The sequence below is a fragment of the Nocardioides sp. genome, assembly GCF_047602075.1.
Classification (GTDB): Bacteria; Actinomycetota; Actinomycetes; order Propionibacteriales; family Nocardioidaceae; genus Nocardioides.
The window spans coordinates 171,550-188,288 of sequence record NZ_JASGIF010000002.1; the positions used below are offsets into that span (position 1 = coordinate 171,550).

Consider the following 16,739-nt stretch of genomic DNA (forward strand, 5'->3'; position numbering starts at 1 on the left):
AATGCCGAAGCGCGATGCCGATCCCAACTTCGTCGAAGCGGTAGCGCGCGGACTCGACCTGCTCAGGGCCTTCGAGCCCGCCCGCCAGTCGATGACGATGAGCGAGCTCGCGACCGCCGCCAACCTTGCGCGCCCGACCGCAGCGCGGATCCTGCACACCCTCCAAGCCCTCGGATACGTGCGCCGCCACAACGGCAACTTCACACTGACGCCGCGGGTTCTCGATCTCGGGATGACCTACATTCAGGCCACCGACATCTGGGACCTGACCCGGCCACACATGGAGCGACTGGTCGCGCAGACCCACGAGTCGAGCTCGGTGGCCCAGCTCGACGGCTCGGACATCGTCTACGTCGCGCGCGTCGCGGTCCCGAAACTGATCGCCCTCGTCGTCCGCATCGGAACCCGCTTCCCAGCCGCCACCACATCCCTGGGAAAGGTGCTCCTGTCCGACCTCACCGACGAGGACGTTGCCGTCCTCCTCGCCGAACCGACCCGGTCCGGCATTGTGCCACGCCACACTCCGAGTCTGCGCGAACTTTACGAGCAGTTGGCGGAGATCCGCGAGCAAGGCTGGATCCTCACCGACCAGGAGCTTGCCATCGGCATCCGGTCCATCGCAACACCGCTTCGCGACGGCAGCGGACGCACTCGTGCCGCCTTGAATGTCACCGTCCATGCGAGCGAGACAGCCACGGAGAGATTGCTCGATGAGCACCTCCCGAAGCTCCTCGCCACGGCGAGTTCAATCAGCGCCGACTGGGCTCGGATAGACGCGCTCCCGGTCAGCGGTTTGACCCCCCCACCCCCCCAGTGACGGTTCGCTGCATTCCGCCGCCGAAGCTCTACTGACTCGGCAGATCCCTGATCCGGAGAACTCGGTGGGCCTAACAGGACTTGAACCTGTGACCTCTTCCTTATCAGGGAAGCGCTCTAACCGTCTGAGCTATAGGCCCGTGCTGGCGATCGCAGGGGGGTCGAGGCGAGCCCGACCGAGCGTGAACATTACCCCACCGCCGGAGGGGCCGACAAAACGCGGTCGACTTCCGGCGATGCCGATCCTGACGCTCAGTCCTCGTCCTCGGTGAGCGTTACATCGATGCCGCCGAGCAGCGCGGCGGCCATGTTGTAGAGGAAGGCCGCCAGCGTGGCCAAGGCAGTGAGCAGGACGACGTCGACGACCGCCATCAGCGTCGTGAAACCGAGCACCCGGGGCAACCCGACATAGTCGGTCACGTTGAACTTCGTGCCGTCCTCGCCGCCGACGGCGGTGGCCACCGTGGAGTTGATGGAGTCCCACACGCCGGCGATGCCGAGGATCGACCACACGGTGAGCACTGCGACAACGGTGACGATGCCGAGCGCGATCGAGAGCAGGAACGCGGTCTTCATCACCGACCACGGATCGATCTGGGTCAGCCGCAGCCGGGCCCGACGAGGCCCACGCGGCGCCGGTCGGGCGGCCGTGGGAGCAGGCTGCTGGGAGCGAGCCTGTGCCGAAGCGGCCGCAGCCGTCGGCTGCTGCCGAGGGTCTGCCTGAGGAGCCGACCTCGGCGGGGCAGCCGGAGCGGGCGCCGAGGCGGGGGCTGTCGGAGCAGCGACCGGCGCCGGAGCCGCCGCGCGGGGCGCTCCGCCCTGTGTGCGCGCCGTCGGCTGGGCCGGAGCGGCGCTCGGGGCGGCCTTCCGCGAGCTCGTCGAGCGTCGACCAGGCTGGCCGGCCGGCGGAGGTGCCGCCTCGGTTGGCCGCGTCTGCGCACCCTGATCCGCCTGGGGCGAGGCGGTCCGCATCGGTTGCGTCTGGGCCGGCTGGGACTGGGCCGGGGCCGACTGCCCAGCGCCCCGTTTGGCAGCCGGGCGCTTGGCCGCCGGTCGCTTCGTCGAACGTTTGGCCGCCGGCGCATCGGCGGGTACGGCGGGGCGCACGGCCGTGTCGTCGTCAGCCGGTGCGACGCCGTTCGCCGGTGGCATCGGCGGCAGCACGCGGCCCTTGCGGTTAGTGGGTGCAGCACCCTTGTCGGGTGCCGGCCGCTGCCCCGTGGGGGTGGCCGGACGATCCGCCATCAGGACTCACTCTCTCCGCTTTTGTCGGGCGTTTCGTGGTCGATTGTTGCATCCGACCCCAGATCGGCCGATTCGGCGGAGCCAGTCTCGGACACCTCAGCGGACTCCGCGCCGGTGGCCTCGGCGGTCTCGGGGTCACCCTCCTCGTCCCTACTCTCGACCGATCGTGCCACCACGGCAACGGCGTCGCCCGCCTTCGGCGTCACGAACTTCACCCCCATCGTGGAGCGTCCGGTGACCCGGAAATCGTCGTTGATCGGGCTGCGCACGACCTGCCCGCTCTGGGTGATCGACAGCACCTCGTCGCCGTCGGAGACGATGAACGCCCCCACCAGGCCGCCGCGATCCTCGTTGGTGAGCGCCATCGCCTTGATGCCTAGCCCGCCACGGCCCTGCAACCGGTAGTCCTCGATCCGGCTGCGCTTGGCGAAGCCGCCGTCGGTCATCGTGAAGAGATACTGCTCCGGCTCGTCGCCGGCCTCCTCGGCGTTGCGGATCACCGACATCGACAGCATCGAGTCGCCGTCGCGGAACTTCATGCCCGACACGCCCGAGGTGGCCCGTCCCATCGGGCGGAGCTGGGCGTCGTCGGCGCGGAAGCGGATCGACTGACCCCGCCGCGACACGAGCAGGATGTCGTCGTCGGGGCCGACCAGCTCGGCTCCGATCAGCTCGTCGTCGTCCTCGCGGAAGTTGATCGCGATCACGCCCGCCTGGCGAGGACTGTTGTAGTCGGCCAGGCGGGTCTTCTTGACCAGTCCGTTGCGGGTGGCCAGGACGAGGTACGGCGCCTGCTCGTAGTCGCGGATGGCCAACACCTGAGCGATCGACTCGTCGGGCTGGAAGGAGAGCAGCCCCGCGACGTGACCACCCTTGGCATCTCGAGACGCCTCGGGGAGGTTGTAGGCCTTGGTCCGATAGACCCGGCCCGCGGTGGTGAAGAAGAGCAGCCAGTGGTGGTTGGTGGTCGCGATGAAGTGCTCCACGACGTCGTCGCCGCGCAGCGCCGCACCGCGGACTCCCTTGCCGCCGCGCTTCTGGGTCCGATAGGCGTCCGCGCGGGTCCGCTTGGCATAGCCGCCCCGGGTGATGGAGACGACCAGGTCCTCGTCGGGGATCAGGTCCTCCATGGACAGATCCCCGTCGGCGGCGATGAGCTGGGTGCGCCGGTCGGTGCCGTACTTGTCGACGATCTGGCCGAGCTCCTCGCTGACGATGCCCCGTTGCCGGGACTCGTTGGCGAGGATGTCGGTCAGGTCGGCGATCTCGGTCTCGATGGCGGCCAGGTCATCGATGATCCTCTGCCGCTCGAGGGCAGCCAACGAGCGCAGCTGCATGTCCAAGATCGCCCGTGCCTGCAGATCGTCGATCTCGAGCAGCTCGATCAGGCCGGTGCGGGCGGCGTCCGCGCTCGCACTGCCGCGGATCAGCGCGATGACGGCGTCGAGCTGGTCGAGCGCCTTGACCAGGCCGCGCAGGATGTGCGCGCGCTCCTCTGCCTTGCGCAGCCGGTAGCGAGTGCGGCGCTGGATGACATCGATCTGGTGGTTGACCCAGTGCAGCACGAACTGGTCGATGGACAAGGTGCGCGGCACCCCGTCGACGAGCGCAAGCATGTTGGCGGAGAAGTTGGTCTGCAGTTCGGTGTGCTTGAACAGGTTGTTGAGCACGACCCGGGCAACGGCGTCGCGCTTGAGCACGACCACCAGCCGCTGCCCGGTCCGCGACGAGGAGTCGTCGCGGACGTCGGAGATGCCCTGGACCCGGCCACTGTCGGCGAGCTCGGCGATCTTCAGCGCCAGGTTGTCGGGGTTGACCATATAGGGCAGCTCGGAGATCACCAGACAGGTGCGGCCCTTGCTGTCCTCGTCGATCTCGACGACCGCGCGCTGCATGATCGAGCCGCGCCCGGTGCGGTAGGCCTGCTCGATGCCCTGGCGGCCCACCATCAGGGCGCCGTTGGGAAAGTCGGGGCCCTTGATCCGCTCGATCAAGGCGTCCTGCAACTCCTCGCGAGAGGCGTCGGGATGGTCGAGCAGCCACTGCGCACCGTCGGCGACCTCGCGCAGGTTGTGCGGCGGGATGTTGGTAGCCATCCCCACCGCGATCCCGGCCGACCCGTTGACCAAGAGGTTGGGGAAGCGTGCCGGCAGAATGGTCGGCTCGGCGCCCTTGCCGTCGTAGTTGGGCTGGAAGTCGACGGTCTCCTGCTCGATGTCGCGGACCATCTCCATGGCCAGCGGGTCCATCCGACACTCGGTGTAGCGCATGGCAGCGGCCGGGTCGTTGCCCGGCGAGCCGAAGTTGCCCTGGCCCTGGATGAGCGGTGCGCGCATCACCCAGGGCTGGGCGAGTCGGACCAAGGTGTCGTAGATCGCGGTGTCGCCGTGAGGGTGGTACTGACCCATCACGTCACCGACCACACGGCTGCACTTGGAGAAGCCCCGATCGGGTCGGTAGCCGCCGTCGAACATCGCGTAGAGCACCCGGCGGTGCACCGGCTTGAGTCCATCGCGTACGTCGGGCAGGGCACGGCCGACGATGACCGCCATGGCGTAGTCGATGTAGGAGCGCTGCATCTCCACCTGCAGCTCGACCGGTTCGATGCGTCCGGTCGGGCCGTCGGGTGGGGGAGTGTTGGTCGTCTCGGTCACGATTGCTCTTTCTGACTCTCTCTACCGATATCTAGCGAACCCCTTAGATTGCTAGATATCGAGGAAGCGGACGTCCTTGGCGTTGCGCTGGATGAACGACCGTCGCTGCTCGACGTCCTCGCCCATCAGCACCGAGAAGATCTCGTCGGCTTGAGCGGCGTCCTCGAGGGTCACCTGGAGGAGCAGCCGCTGGGCCGGGTCCATCGTGGTCTCCCACAACTCGTCGGCGTTCATCTCACCGAGACCCTTGTAGCGCTGCACCGGCATCTCCTTGGGCAGCTTCTTGCCCTGCTCCTGGCCGTCCCGCAGGAGCGCGTCACGCTCGGCGTCGGAGTAGACGAACTCGTGCTCGTGCGGCTTGTTCCAGCGCAGTCGGTAGAGCGGTGGCTGGGCCATGTAGACGTAGCCGTGCTCGATGAGCGGCTTCATGAATCGGAACAGCAGCGTCAACAACAGCGTGTTGATGTGGTGGCCGTCGACATCGGCGTCGGCCATCAGCACGATCTTGTGGTAGCGGAGCTTGTCGAGGTTGAACTCCTCGTGGATGCCGGTGCCGAGGGCGGAGATGATCGCCTGCACCTCGGCGTTGGCGAGCACCTTGTCGATGCGGGCCTTCTCGACGTTGAGGATCTTGCCTCGGATCGGCAAGATCGCCTGCACCCGTGGGTCCCGGCCCTGCTTGGCCGAGCCGCCCGCGGAGTCGCCCTCGACGATGAAGACCTCGCACTCGTCGGGGTTGGTCGACTGACAGTCGGCCAGCTTGCCCGGCAGCCCTCCGCCACCTAGCAGACCCTTCCGGGATCGGGCCAGGTCACGGGCCTTGCGGGCGGCGATGCGCGCCGAGGCGGCCGCCTGGGACTTGCGGACGATGTCCTTGCCCTCACCGGGGTTCTGCTCGAACCATGCGCCGAGCTGGTCGTTGACCACCCGCTGCACGAAGCCCTTGGCCTCGGTGTTGCCGAGCTTGGTCTTGGTCTGCCCTTCGAACTGCGGCTCGGCCAGCTTGATAGAGATGATCGCGGTAAGGCCCTCGCGGATGTCGTCGCCGGAGACCCGGTCCTCGCGCTTCTTGATCAGCCCCCACTCCTCCCCCCAGTGGTTGACCAGGGTGGTGAGCGCCGCACGGAAACCCTCCTCGTGGGTGCCGCCCTCGTGGGTGTTGATCGCGTTGGCGAAGGTGTGCACCGACTCGGTGAAGCCGGTGTTCCACTGCATCGCGATCTCGAGACTCATCTCGCCGCTGTCGCCGTTCACACCGGACGTCTGGGAGGCGTCGAAGTCGATGATGCTCGGGTTGGCCTTGTCCTTGCGGCGGTTGAGGTGCTCGACATAGTCGACCAACCCGCGGTCGTAGCGGAAGGTGCGCTCGATGCCGCCGGTCTCGGCCCGCTTGATCGCGTCGGTGCCGGCCTGGTCGATCTCGTGGTCGACGGTGCCGTCCTCGACAGCCTCGACGATCTCGTCGGCGACCGGCCGCTCGTCACGGACCACGATCTCCAGGCCCTTGTTGAGGAAGGCCATCTCGCGGATCCGCGACGTGATCGTCTCCAGGGAGTACGTCGTGGTCTCGAAGATGTCGACCGATGCGTAGAACGTGACCGTGGTGCCGGTTGCCTCGCCGGGCTCCATCGCCCGCACCTGCTCCAGGTCACCGTCGGGCACACCGAGGGAGAACGACTGCCGCCACAGGTGACCGCGGTTGCGGACCTCGACGACCAGTCGCGAACTCAGCGCGTTGACGACCGAGACACCGACGCCGTGCAGTCCGCCGGAGACCTTGTAGCCGCCACCACCGAACTTGCCGCCGGCATGCAGTTGGGTCAGCGCCAAGGTGACCGCCGGGATGCCCTCGACCGGATGGATATCGGTCGGGATGCCGCGACCGTTGTCCTCCACCCGGACACCGCCATCGGCCTGGAGGGTCAGCACGATCCGGTCGCAGAAGCCAGCTAGCGCCTCGTCGACGGAGTTGTCGACGATCTCCCAGACCAGATGGTGCAGACCGCGCTCGCCGGTGGAGCCGATGTACATCCCCGGGCGCTTCCGGACTGCCTCCAGTCCCTCGAGGACCTGGATGGTGGAGGCGTCGTACTCCCCTTCGAAAGGGGTGGTGGCGAACTGATCGGGGGGCTGGATGTCGGTGGTCTCGTCGGACACACGCACCTCTTCCGCACTGGCGCGGCGGCCGTCCTGAAGTCGTCCATCCGCGTGCCTGACATAGCGAAGGCCGCCGCTCGAGGAGCCAGGCGACCCGAGAACCTATGATAGCCGCTCACGGGCCGCGAGCCGAGTTGCCGCCTCAGCAGATGGGGTGATCTGTGGAGGAAATCGGCTGTTTGCGGCATCCGAAGGCGGTTTCAGCGGCCGATCAGGGGGTGGCATATGTCCCCATACCACGGCCAAGCCCCTGGAGCGGCCAGTGGAGGCGTGCGGGCGGCCACCAAGCGTGGCTCGCCGGGTGCGCACAGTCTGTTCAGCCGTAGGTGTCTCTCGGCCCGCGGCCGTCGCGCACCGAACGGGGGCCACGCTTCCAGGAGGGTGCGGCCGGACCGACGACCTCCAACAGCGTCACCGTGCCGTGCCCGAGCTCCTCGTTGAGGCGGCGGACGACGGTCGGCGCGAGGTACTTCAACTGGGTCGCCCACGCCGTGGAGTCGGTGCGGACCACGAGCTTGCCCTCGGTGAACGACTCGGGTGTGGAGTGCTCGCCGACCTCGGACCCGACCAGTTCGGCCCAGCGGGCGAAGACACCGTGCACGCGCAGGTCGAGCTCCCAGCCGCGGTCGCTGACCAGGCGATCGACGGTGGTGTCCAGCGGTTGCGGGTCGCGCTCGTCGGGATACGCGCCCGAGAGAGGGGGGCGGCCACCCCGGGTCTCCGCGCGTGGCACGGTCCGCCGGCGCGGCTTCCGTGCGGGCGGACCACCCGCCAGGGACCGCGCAGTGCGGCGCGCCAGGTCCAGGCCGTCGTCGGCGTGCGAACTCCCCTGCTCCGTCTCGTCTGGCTGGTCCGGCTCAGCCATCACGGGTCACCTGTCCCTCGGCGACGAGGTAGCGCGCTGCGGCCAGCTTGTCGGGGACGTCGGCCGCGACCGCGGCGGTGACCAGCACCTGCTCGGCGCCGGCGACCAGGGCGGCGAGTTGCTCGCGGCGTTCTCCGTCCAACTCGGCGAAGACGTCGTCGAGGATCAGGATCGGGTCGTCGCCGTCGTCACGCAGGAGGTCGTACGACGCCAACCGCAGGGCCACCGCGAACGACCAGGACTCACCGTGCGAGGCGTACCCCTTGACCGACAGCCGCTGGCCCGGGCTGGCCAGCGTGCACAGCAGGTCGTCTCGGTGCGGGCCGACGAGGGAGATGCCACGCTCGAGCTCGTCTCGACGCCGGACGGCCAGCTCGGCGAGCAGCGCCTTCTCGAGCGGTGCCGAGTCGGGCAGGGCGGCGATCGTCTCGGCGTCCAGCTCGAAGCAGGGGCGGTAGTCGATGCCGGCGTCCTCACGGGTGGCTCCCCGGGCGACCGCTTCGTAAGCCGCACCCAGGTGTGGTCGCAGGTCGTCGACCAGGCGCAGTCGGGCAGCGAGCAGCTCGGCGCCGGTGCGGGCCAGGTTCGCGTCCCACACCTCGAGGGTGTCCAGCGCGCTCTCCCGCGAGGAGCCGTGAGCGAGCCGTGCAGTCTTCAGCAGCGAGTTGCGCTGCTTGAGGACCCGGTCGTAGTCGGCGCGCACGCCGGCCAGCCTCGGCGTGCGCTGGATCAGCAGGTCGTCGAGGAAGTGCCGCCGGTCCGACGGGTCGCCCTTGACCAGGCCGAGGTCCTCCGGGGAGAAGACCACCGTCCGGACCAGGCCGATCAACTCCCGGGCCCGGGGGAGGACCGCCCGATTGACCCGGGCACGGTTGGACCGGCCGGGGTTGATCTCGACCTCGAGCGTCGCCTGCCGACCGTCGCGCACGACCACCGCCCGCACTACCGCCTGCTCGGTGTCCGCTCGGACCAGGGGAGCATCGGTCGCGACTCGGTGGGAGGAGAGCCGGGACAGGTAGTCGATCGCCTCGATCAGGTTGGTCTTGCCCTGGCCGTTGCGCCCGATGAACGCCGTCGGTCCCGGATCTAGCTCGACATCGAGGTCGGCGTAGGACCTGAAGTCGTGCAGGAGCAGATGGGAGACGTACACCCTCTGGATCTAGCCCGGGTTGGCGTCACCGCCGGGTGGCGGCGAGGTCTTCACGGCGTGGCCGCCGAACTGGTTGCGCATCGCCGCGATCGCCTTCATCGCGGGAGAGTCGTCTTGCTGGGAGACGAATCGGGCATAGAGGGCAGCGGTGATGGCAGGCGTGGGCACGCCGTTGTCGATGCCGGCCTCGACCGTCCAGCGACCCTCTCCGGAGTCTGCGGCGAATCCCTCGATCCCGACAAGTCCGGGATCCTCGTCCAGCGCGGAGACCAGCAGGTCGAGCAGCCACGAGCGGATGACCGTGCCTTCACGCCAGGAGCGGAAGACCTCGGTGACGTTGTCGACCAGGTCGACCTTCTCGAGCAGCTCCCATCCTTCGGCGTAGGCCTGCATGATGGCGTACTCGATCCCGTTATGGACCATCTTGGAGAAGTGGCCGGCGCCCACGGCGCCAGCGTGGACCGCACCGAAGTCGCCTTCGGGCTTCAGTGCGTCGAACGCTGGCTGCACTTTGGCGATGTCGGCCGCGTCGCCGCCGTACATCAAGGCGTAGCCGTTCTGCAGGCCCCAGACACCTCCGGAGACTCCGCAGTCGACATAGCCGATGCCCTTCCCGCGCAGATGCTCGGCATGTGCCAGGTCGTCAGTCCAGCGTGAGTTGCCGCCGTCGACCACGACGTCGCCCTCGCTGAGCAGCTCACCCAACTCGTGCACGGTGTCGCGGGTCGGACCGCCGGCCGGGACCATCACCCAGACCACCTTCGGTGCGGGCAGTCGGTCGACCATCTCGGCGAGGCTGGCGGCGTCCGACAACCCCGGATCGCGGTCGAAGCCCACCACCGTGTGTCCGGCGTTGCGCAACCGGGTGCGCATGTTGCCACCCATCTTGCCGAGGCCGATCAGTCCGATCTCCATGTGTCCTCCCGCTCGATTGGTAGGGCTCTTCAGGATAGAAGTCGGCGCGGCATCAGCAGATAGCGGAAACCGGAGTCCCCGCCACCTTCTTGGACCGCGCCGCTGATCACGACAGGCTTCGAGGCCTGGGTGAATGCCATCTTGACCACCGGCTCGTCGATCGCGCCCAGTCCGTCGAGCAGGAACTGCGGGTTGAACCCGGTGGTGATGTCCTCGCCATCGATGGTCGCCTCGACCGACTCCGAGGCCTGTGCCTCGTCGCCGGAGCCGGCGTCCAAGGTGAGCACCCCGTCGGAGAAGGCCAGCTGCACGGCCGTGTTGCGCTCGGCGACGAGGGAGACGCGCTTGACCGACTCGACCAGGGCCGCCTTGTCAACCAGCGCGGTCGTCTGATGCTCCGAGGGGAACAGGCTGCGCACCTTGGGGAACTCACCGTCCAGCAGTCTGGTGGTGGTGCGCCGCAGCCCACCGTCGGCGTGCCCCTCGAAACCGATGATGCCTTCGCCCACGCCACCGTGGGAGAGCGCAATGGTCACCTCTGGCCCCGCAGTGAGGGACTTGGCGGTGTCGCCGAGCACCTTGGCAGGCACCAGGGCAGCCGCAGACTCGTCGGGGCTGTTTGGATTCCAGTCCAGCTCCCGCTGGCTGAGCCGGAACCGGTCGGTGGCCAGCAGGCTGATGGTCGAGCCGTCGATCTCGATGCGTACGCCGGTCAGCACCGGCAGCATGTCGTCACGTCCAGCGGCCGTGACCGCCTGGGCCACCGCATGGGCGAACGTTTCACTGTCGACCGTGCCGGTGGCACTCGGCATCGCGGGCAGCGTGGGGTAGTCCTCGACAGGCATGGTCTGCAGACTGAAGCGCGCGGCACCGCAGGTCAGGGTGACTCGAGCGCCTTCGAGCTGCAGGTCAACCGGCTTGTTCGGGAGGCTGCGGCAGATGTCGGCGAGCAGGCGACCACTCACGAGTGCCCGACCTGGCTCGGAGACGTCCGCACTTACAGTCGCCGTCGCTGAGGTCTCGTAGTCGAAGGTCGACAGCACGAGGCCAGACTCGTCGGCGTCGAGGAGCAGGCCCACGAGGACGGGCACGCTCGGTCGGATCGGAAGACTGCGCGCAGCCCACGCCACGGCGTCCGCGAGGACGTCGCGGTCGACTGAGAACTTCACTTCCCCAACCTCCATCTCGACCGTGCGGGGAACAGGTGAACTGTGTGCATCCTGCCATGACCGGACAGGCTCACCTCGCCGTCTCGGCGCGGCCGACCTGCAGCTGATGCTGCCACAGCGAGGGGGTTCTCCCCAGGTCGGGTCGCGGAGCAGAGTTCGTCCGTGTGTGACTCCGCTAGGGGATCGTAGTGGTCATAGCATCGGTGGAAACAGTGGATAGACAGCGTTCGCCCAGGTCAGAACAGGTATGGGGCTGGTGATAGTGCTGTGGAGAGCGGGCGGTCGCCAGGGCGGGGCGTGTGTATGCGGCAACCCCGACGAGATAGGCCGCTGGTCTGTCCACTGCCCCTGTGGATGACACTCCGAGGCTGCGCACACCCAGATCCACAGGCCCAGATCCACGCGCGGCGAGCAGGTCACCGCGATCGGGGTCAGGCCTGACGTGCCTGCATCTTGATCCGGTTGGTCAGCTCGCTGACCTGGTTGAACACCGAGCGGCGTTCGGCGAGGAGCTGGTTGATCTTGCGGTCGGCGTACATCACCGTGGTGTGGTCGCGGTTGCCGAACTGCGCGCCGATCTTGGGCAATGAGAGGTCGGTGAGCTCGCGACACAGGTACATCGCGATCTGACGCCCCTGCACGAGGTGGCGGCCGCGGCTGGGACCGGTGAGGTCCTCGATGCTGACCCCGAAATAGGCGGCCGTCTGTGCGATGATCAGGGGTGCGGTGATCTCGGGCTCACCCCCCTCGGGGATCAGGTCCTTCAAGACGATCTCGGCCAGGGTGAGGTCGACCTCTTGACGGTTGAGGTTGGCGAAGGCGGTGACGCGGATCAGCGCACCCTCGAGCTCGCGGATGTTGGTCTGGATCTTGGAGGCGATGAACTCCAACACGTCGGCCGGCGCGGAGAGCCGGTCGATCGCGGCCTTCTTGCGCAAGATGGCGATCCGGGTCTCCAGCTCGGGCGGCTGGACGTCGGTGACCAGGCCCCACTCGAACCGGTTGCGCAGCCGGTCCTCGAACTCGTCGAGTTTCTTGGGGGCCCGGTCGGAGGTGAGCACGATCTGTTTGTTCGCGTTGTGCAGGGTGTTGAAGGTGTGGAAGAACTCCTCTTGGGTCTGGATCTTGCCTTCGAGGAACTGGATGTCGTCGATCAGGAGGACGTCTACGTCGCGGTAACGCCGCTTGAACCGATCCTGGCGCTCGTCACGGATGGCGTTGATGAACTCGTTGGTGAACTCTTCACTGGAGACGTAGCGGACCTTGGCACCGGAGTAGAGGCTGCGGACGTAGTGGCCGATCGCGTGCAGCAGGTGGGTCTTGCCGAGGCCGGAATCGCCGTAGATGAGGAGCGGGTTGTAGGAGCGGCCGGGTGCCTCGGCCACCGCGACGGCGGCGGCATGAGGGAAGCGGTTGGACGACCCGATGACGAAGGTTTCGAAGGTGTACTTCGGGTTGAGCCGGGACTCCATGACGGCCGCTGCTTGGCGCGGGGAGGTGTCCATCCGGTCGAGCAGATGTGCCTCGGGTCCGGCAGGGGGAGCGGTTGACGCACTCAAGGGGTCCAAGGAGCCAAAATGCTTTGTCGATAGATCACTTTCTCGACTTGGTGGTACGTCGACTTCGACCGGCGCCGAGACGGTGCCATCGTCGAGGGCAGGGTTGACGGTCACCGCGATGCGGGTCTCCTGACCGAAGGAGTCGCTGAGGGCATCTTCGACCTGGGCGCGCAGCCGACCCTCGAGCTGGCCGCGGGTGAAGTCGTTGGGGACGGCGATGATCGCCGTCTCGCCGTGCATGGTCACCGGTTCACTGGCGCGGAGCCAGGCCCGTTGGTTGGGTTGGAGCTCGTCGAGCACGCGCTGCCAGACCACGCCAAGCCGAGTGGCGTCGTTGTTCTGCACCGTCTCCCTACCCCTTCGGTCATCCTCGGTCACTGCAGGTGTCCTGTCTCGTTATGGGTCGGAGACCGACCCTGCTCCACAAGTTTGTCCACAGCCTGTGCACGTAGCTCAAGCGGGGTGGGCGGGAGCCCTCCGAGACGCACCCAGGACCCCGACGCTGCTGCGTTTTCGCAGGTCAACCGCCTAGTAAGAGGCGGCGACCTCACGCTGAACGATCGCTTGTGCGGAGTCCGACCCGTGGGTGGCGGGGAAACTCGGTAGCGTGAACGTAACAAGCACTGCTGCCGAACAGCAAGCGCTCATCCACAGGCAAGGGGCCGGTGGGTTTGACCCTGCGGAGACCACTCGCGTACCGTTGACAGGTCGCCCGGCGTCGACCGGTGCCGCATGTCCACGGACCACCTTCCGGCAGCCCCTCGTTCGACCGACGAGAGCAGCCGGAAAGGTCCGCGGGTGGGCGGTGCCAGCCGACGAAGTACGTCAGGTCTCGCCCACCGCGCCGAGGGACATCCAGCCGGAAACACCAGCGCCCCGGACCATCGGGGAAGACTACGGAGAAGCTCGTGAGCAAGCGCACCTACCAGCCGAACAACCGTCGCCGTCACAAGGTGCATGGTTTCCGTCTGCGCATGCGCACCCGCGCGGGGCGGGCCATCCTCTCCTCGCGTCGTCGCAAGGGCCGCAAGAGCCTCGCGGTCTGAGACCCGACACCGTCGCGTGGTGTCGGGTGCTCCCGCGTGCCAACCGGCTGACCTCCGGTGAGGGGTTCCGCCGCACGATCCGTTCGGGCGTGCGGTGCGGTGCGGCGACCCTTGTCGTGCATTGGCTGCCGGGTGGGGCGAGTGACCAACCGGCGGTCCGAGTGGGTTTGGTGGTGAGCCGCGCGGTGGGCAACTCCGTGACGCGGCATCGAGTGCAACGTCGGCTTCGGCATCTGGTCGCGGACCGGCTGGACCGCCTCGCCGCTCCGAGCACCCTCGTCATCCGCGCTCTGCCGCCCGCTGCGGATGCCGACTCGGTCGGCCTGGCGAAGGATCTGGACCGATGCCTGGACCGTGTGGCCGGGACTCCCGCGCTGGAACGGAGCCGGGCATGAAGTATCCCCTGATCTGGCTGCTGCGCGCCTATCGGCTGTTCATCAGCCCTCTCTACGGACAGGTATGCCGCTACCACCCGTCCTGCTCGGCGTACGCTCTCGAAGCGGTGACCGAGCATGGCAGTCTGCGTGGCAGTTGGCTGACTGTACGACGACTTGGGCGCTGCCACCCTTGGGCGGCGGGCGGCTATGACCCCGTGCCGCCCCGTGCGGGCGCCGACCACCCCCGGACTCTAGGAGCCTGAAGAGTGTTGGACTTCCTCAGCACGGTCATCATGGGACCGCTGTACTGGGTGATCTCGTTGATCCTGGTCGCCTGGCACGGGCTCTTCGCCGCGGTGCTCGGCTCGTCGAGCGGTTGGGCCTGGGCGCTGGCGATCGTCGGGTTGACGGTGACTATTCGCGCCCTGCTGATCCCGCTGTTCGTCAAGCAGATCAAGTCCAGCCGCAACATGCAGTTGATCCAGCCCAAGGTCAAGGAGCTGCAGAAGAAGTACGGCCACGACCGCGAGCGGCTCGCCCAGGAGACGATGCAGCTCTACAAGGACTCCGGGACCAACCCGTTCGCCTCTTGTCTGCCGCTGATCGTGCAGATGCCGATCTTCTTGGCGCTGTTCCGACTGCTCAACCATGCGGCTCGTGACGTGCCTAAGGGCGTGCTTACCCAGGAGCAGGTCAAGCAGCTCAGCGACGCGACCATCTTCGGTGCGCACATCTCCGACACCTTCACCGGCAGCGGCGACATCACGGTGAAGATCCTGGCCGGTGCCCTAGTGATCGCGATGACGGCAACGACGTTCCTCACCCAGCGGCAATTGATGAGCAAGAACATGCCAGCCGATGCGATGAGCGGGCCCTATGCCCAACAGCAGAAGATGCTCCTCTACGTCCTCCCAGTCGTCTTCGCGGTCGGTGGCATCGCCTTCCCGATCGGCGTGCTGCTCTACTGGACCACCTCGAACCTGTGGACCATGGGGCAGCAGTTCTACGTGATCAGGAGCAACCCCGCGCCGGGCACGCCGGCGTTCGCCGCGAAGCAGCAGCGTGACGAGCGCAAGGGCCGCACGGTGACCCCCGATCCGCTCACCGGGGTCGAGGAGGAGCAGCCCAAGCAAGCACCGCAGCGCCAGCAGCCGAAGAAGCAGTCGCGTGAGCAGCGCAAGAAGGGCGCGCAGCGGAAGCCGAACCCGCCCGAGGGCTCCGAGACGGAGCGGGCACCCGAGACCGACAGCTGAACTTCTGAGCAGGAGCAGAGCCGATGACCGAAGAGACCAGCACCCCGGTGGAGACCGAGATCGCGGAGGGGACCGTCACCGCGGATTTGCTGACCGAGGCGGAGCTTGAGCGGGCGATGGACCTGGACGAGGCCCCCGCGGAGCCGATCGAGCCGAGCGATGAGCCGGTGGAGGTTGAGGAAGGCCGGCCGTCCCGCGTGGAGCGCCTGGAGCAGGAGGGCGATATCGCCGCCGACTACCTCGAGGAGTTGCTCGACATCGCGGATCTGGACGGTGACCTGGACATGGATGTCGAGGGTGATCGCGCCGCCGTCTCCATCGTGGGCGCCGACCTCTCGCAGTTGGTAGGTCGCGACGGAGAGGTGCTCGAGGCCTTGCAGGAGCTCGTCCGGCTCGCGGTCTACCGGGAGACCGGGGAGCGGTCCCGGCTGATGCTCGACATCTCCGGCTATCGAGCCGAGAAGCGAGCGGAGCTGGTCGAGGTGGCCCGGGAGGCGGTCGACCGGGTTCGCACCGAGGGCGCGCCCGTGGCGATGGAGCCGATGTCGGCGTTCGAGCGGAAGGTCGTGCACGACGAGGTGAAGGCTGCCGGTCTGACCTCGGAGTCGGACGGGATGGAGCCCAGGCGCTACGTCGTCATCCAACCCTCCTGATCGAGTGGGGAGTGCGGACCGGGTGGAGCGGCGTGTTTCACGTGAAACACCCGTGCTGGCGGCACGGGTGTTCGGTGATCGTCTGCCCCTGATCGAGGCGTACGCCGACCGCCTCACGAGCGACGGGGTGGTGCGCGGGCTGGTGGGTCCCCGGGAGGTGCCTCGGCTCTGGGAGCGACACCTGTTGAACAGCGTCGGCGTCGCCGAACTGGTGCCGCCGGACGCGAGCTTGTGCGACGTGGGCTCGGGGGCCGGGTTGCCCGGGTTGGTGCTCGCGATCGCTCGGCCAGACCTGTCGGTGACCCTGGTCGAGCCACTGCTGCGGCGGACGACGTTCCTCACCGAGGTGGTCGATGATCTGGGCTTGGATCGAGTGGAGGTGATCCGCGGCCGGGCGGACGCGCTGCATGGTCAGCGCGCCTTCGACATCGTGACTGCCCGGGCGGTGGCGCCGCTGGCCCGACTGGTGGAGTGGTGCATGCCGTTGGTGCGGTCCACGGGGGCTCTGGTCGCTCTGAAGGGCGCGTCGGCGGAGGCCGAGATCGGGGGCGCGAAGCCAGTCCTGGAGCAGTTGGGGTGCGCAGTTCCGGAGCTGATCTCGGTGGGCGAAGGCCTCGGCGAGGCTTCGAGCCGGGCGGTCCGGGTGGAATGGGCAGGCCCGTCGGCGGTAGGTTTGCGGCTGGTCCGGCGCAACGACGCTGGCGTCCCGCGGAAGGTTGCGCGTCGGAGGAAGCAGGGTCGGTGACGGAGTTCAACAACCCGGAGGATGAGAGTCGCCGGACCGAGCCCTCAACGGGCGGTGGAGGGTTATCCACCGGTGAAGACCCGCTTGCTGAGCGTGACTATCCACAGAACCAGCCAGTTCATCCACAGGCAGGGT

The 16,739-nt window shown here is 67.7% G+C and carries 15 protein-coding genes and 1 tRNA gene; 7 read left to right on the forward strand and 9 right to left on the reverse strand.

All coding sequences use genetic code 11. The features are described from left to right. Position 1: 1 nt before the first annotated feature. Positions 2-817 (forward strand): IclR family transcriptional regulator C-terminal domain-containing protein, encoded by an 816-nt coding sequence (locus QM714_RS13555; protein ID WP_415101431.1) that lies wholly within the window; start codon positions 2-4, stop codon positions 815-817. 65 nt (positions 818-882) lie between these two features. Here the strand turns inward: QM714_RS13555 and QM714_RS13560 are convergent. The 9 genes from QM714_RS13560 to dnaA all read right to left on the reverse strand — a co-directional run bounded on the left by QM714_RS13560 (position 883) and on the right by dnaA (position 12,908). Then, positions 883-956 (reverse strand) — tRNA-Ile (locus tag QM714_RS13560). Between the two features lie 112 nt (positions 957-1,068). After that, a complete protein-coding gene (locus tag QM714_RS13565) occupies positions 1,069-2,061 on the reverse strand; it encodes a DUF3566 domain-containing protein (RefSeq protein ID WP_415101433.1) in 993 nt (330 codons plus the stop codon). Next, complete coding sequence (gyrA, locus tag QM714_RS13570) at positions 2,061-4,715, reverse strand: DNA gyrase subunit A (protein WP_415101435.1); 2,655 nt, start codon at positions 4,713-4,715, stop codon at positions 2,061-2,063. The genes QM714_RS13565 and gyrA overlap by 1 nt, the downstream gene beginning before the upstream one ends. Positions 4,716-4,766: 51 nt before the next feature. Continuing rightward, positions 4,767-6,872, reverse strand: coding sequence for a DNA topoisomerase (ATP-hydrolyzing) subunit B (gene gyrB / locus QM714_RS13575; protein ID WP_415101437.1), 2,106 nt, complete (start codon positions 6,870-6,872; stop codon positions 4,767-4,769). Between the two features lie 316 nt (positions 6,873-7,188). Next, complete coding sequence (locus QM714_RS13580; protein ID WP_415101439.1) at positions 7,189-7,737, reverse strand: DUF721 domain-containing protein; 549 nt, start codon at positions 7,735-7,737, stop codon at positions 7,189-7,191. Beyond that, positions 7,730-8,887, reverse strand: a complete 1,158-nt coding sequence (recF, locus tag QM714_RS13585) for a DNA replication/repair protein RecF (RefSeq protein ID WP_415101441.1) — start codon at positions 8,885-8,887, stop codon at positions 7,730-7,732. Before recF ends, QM714_RS13580 begins: the two co-directional genes overlap by 8 nt. 9 nt (positions 8,888-8,896) lie before the next feature. Beyond that, a complete protein-coding gene (gene gnd / locus QM714_RS13590; RefSeq protein ID WP_415101443.1) occupies positions 8,897-9,802 on the reverse strand; it encodes a phosphogluconate dehydrogenase (NAD(+)-dependent, decarboxylating) in 906 nt (301 codons plus the stop codon). A gap of 29 nt (positions 9,803-9,831) precedes the next feature. Next, positions 9,832-10,971 carry a DNA polymerase III subunit beta gene (gene dnaN / locus QM714_RS13595; protein ID WP_415101445.1) on the reverse strand — a complete coding sequence of 380 codons (1,140 nt, stop codon included), beginning with the start codon at positions 10,969-10,971 and terminating at the stop codon, positions 9,832-9,834. Positions 10,972-11,402: 431 nt separating this feature from the next. Further along, positions 11,403-12,908, reverse strand: coding sequence for a chromosomal replication initiator protein DnaA (gene dnaA / locus QM714_RS13600; protein ID WP_415101447.1), 1,506 nt, complete (start codon positions 12,906-12,908; stop codon positions 11,403-11,405). Between the two features lie 530 nt (positions 12,909-13,438). Between dnaA and rpmH the strand changes: the two genes are divergently transcribed. From rpmH to rsmG, 6 genes are read left to right on the forward strand one after another with little or no spacing between them, the layout of a single operon-like run. Then, positions 13,439-13,576 (forward strand): 50S ribosomal protein L34, encoded by a 138-nt coding sequence (rpmH, locus tag QM714_RS13605; RefSeq protein ID WP_011758123.1) that lies wholly within the window; start codon positions 13,439-13,441, stop codon positions 13,574-13,576. 26 nt (positions 13,577-13,602) lie between these two features. Then, positions 13,603-13,971 (forward strand): ribonuclease P protein component, encoded by a 369-nt coding sequence (gene rnpA, locus QM714_RS13610; protein WP_415101450.1) that lies wholly within the window; start codon positions 13,603-13,605, stop codon positions 13,969-13,971. Beyond that, a complete protein-coding gene (yidD, locus tag QM714_RS13615) occupies positions 13,968-14,216 on the forward strand; it encodes a membrane protein insertion efficiency factor YidD (RefSeq protein WP_415101452.1) in 249 nt (82 codons plus the stop codon). The genes rnpA and yidD overlap by 4 nt, the downstream gene beginning before the upstream one ends. Before the next feature lie 30 nt (positions 14,217-14,246). Further along, positions 14,247-15,206, forward strand: coding sequence for a membrane protein insertase YidC (gene yidC, locus QM714_RS13620; RefSeq protein ID WP_415103028.1), 960 nt, complete (start codon positions 14,247-14,249; stop codon positions 15,204-15,206). Between the two features lie 59 nt (positions 15,207-15,265). After that, positions 15,266-15,859 (forward strand): protein jag, encoded by a 594-nt coding sequence (locus QM714_RS13625; protein ID WP_415103029.1) that lies wholly within the window; start codon positions 15,266-15,268, stop codon positions 15,857-15,859. 52 nt (positions 15,860-15,911) lie between these two features. Continuing rightward, entirely contained in the window at positions 15,912-16,604 is a 693-nt protein-coding gene (gene rsmG, locus QM714_RS13630; protein ID WP_415101454.1) for a 16S rRNA (guanine(527)-N(7))-methyltransferase RsmG, read from the forward strand. Positions 16,605-16,739 lie beyond the last annotated feature (135 nt).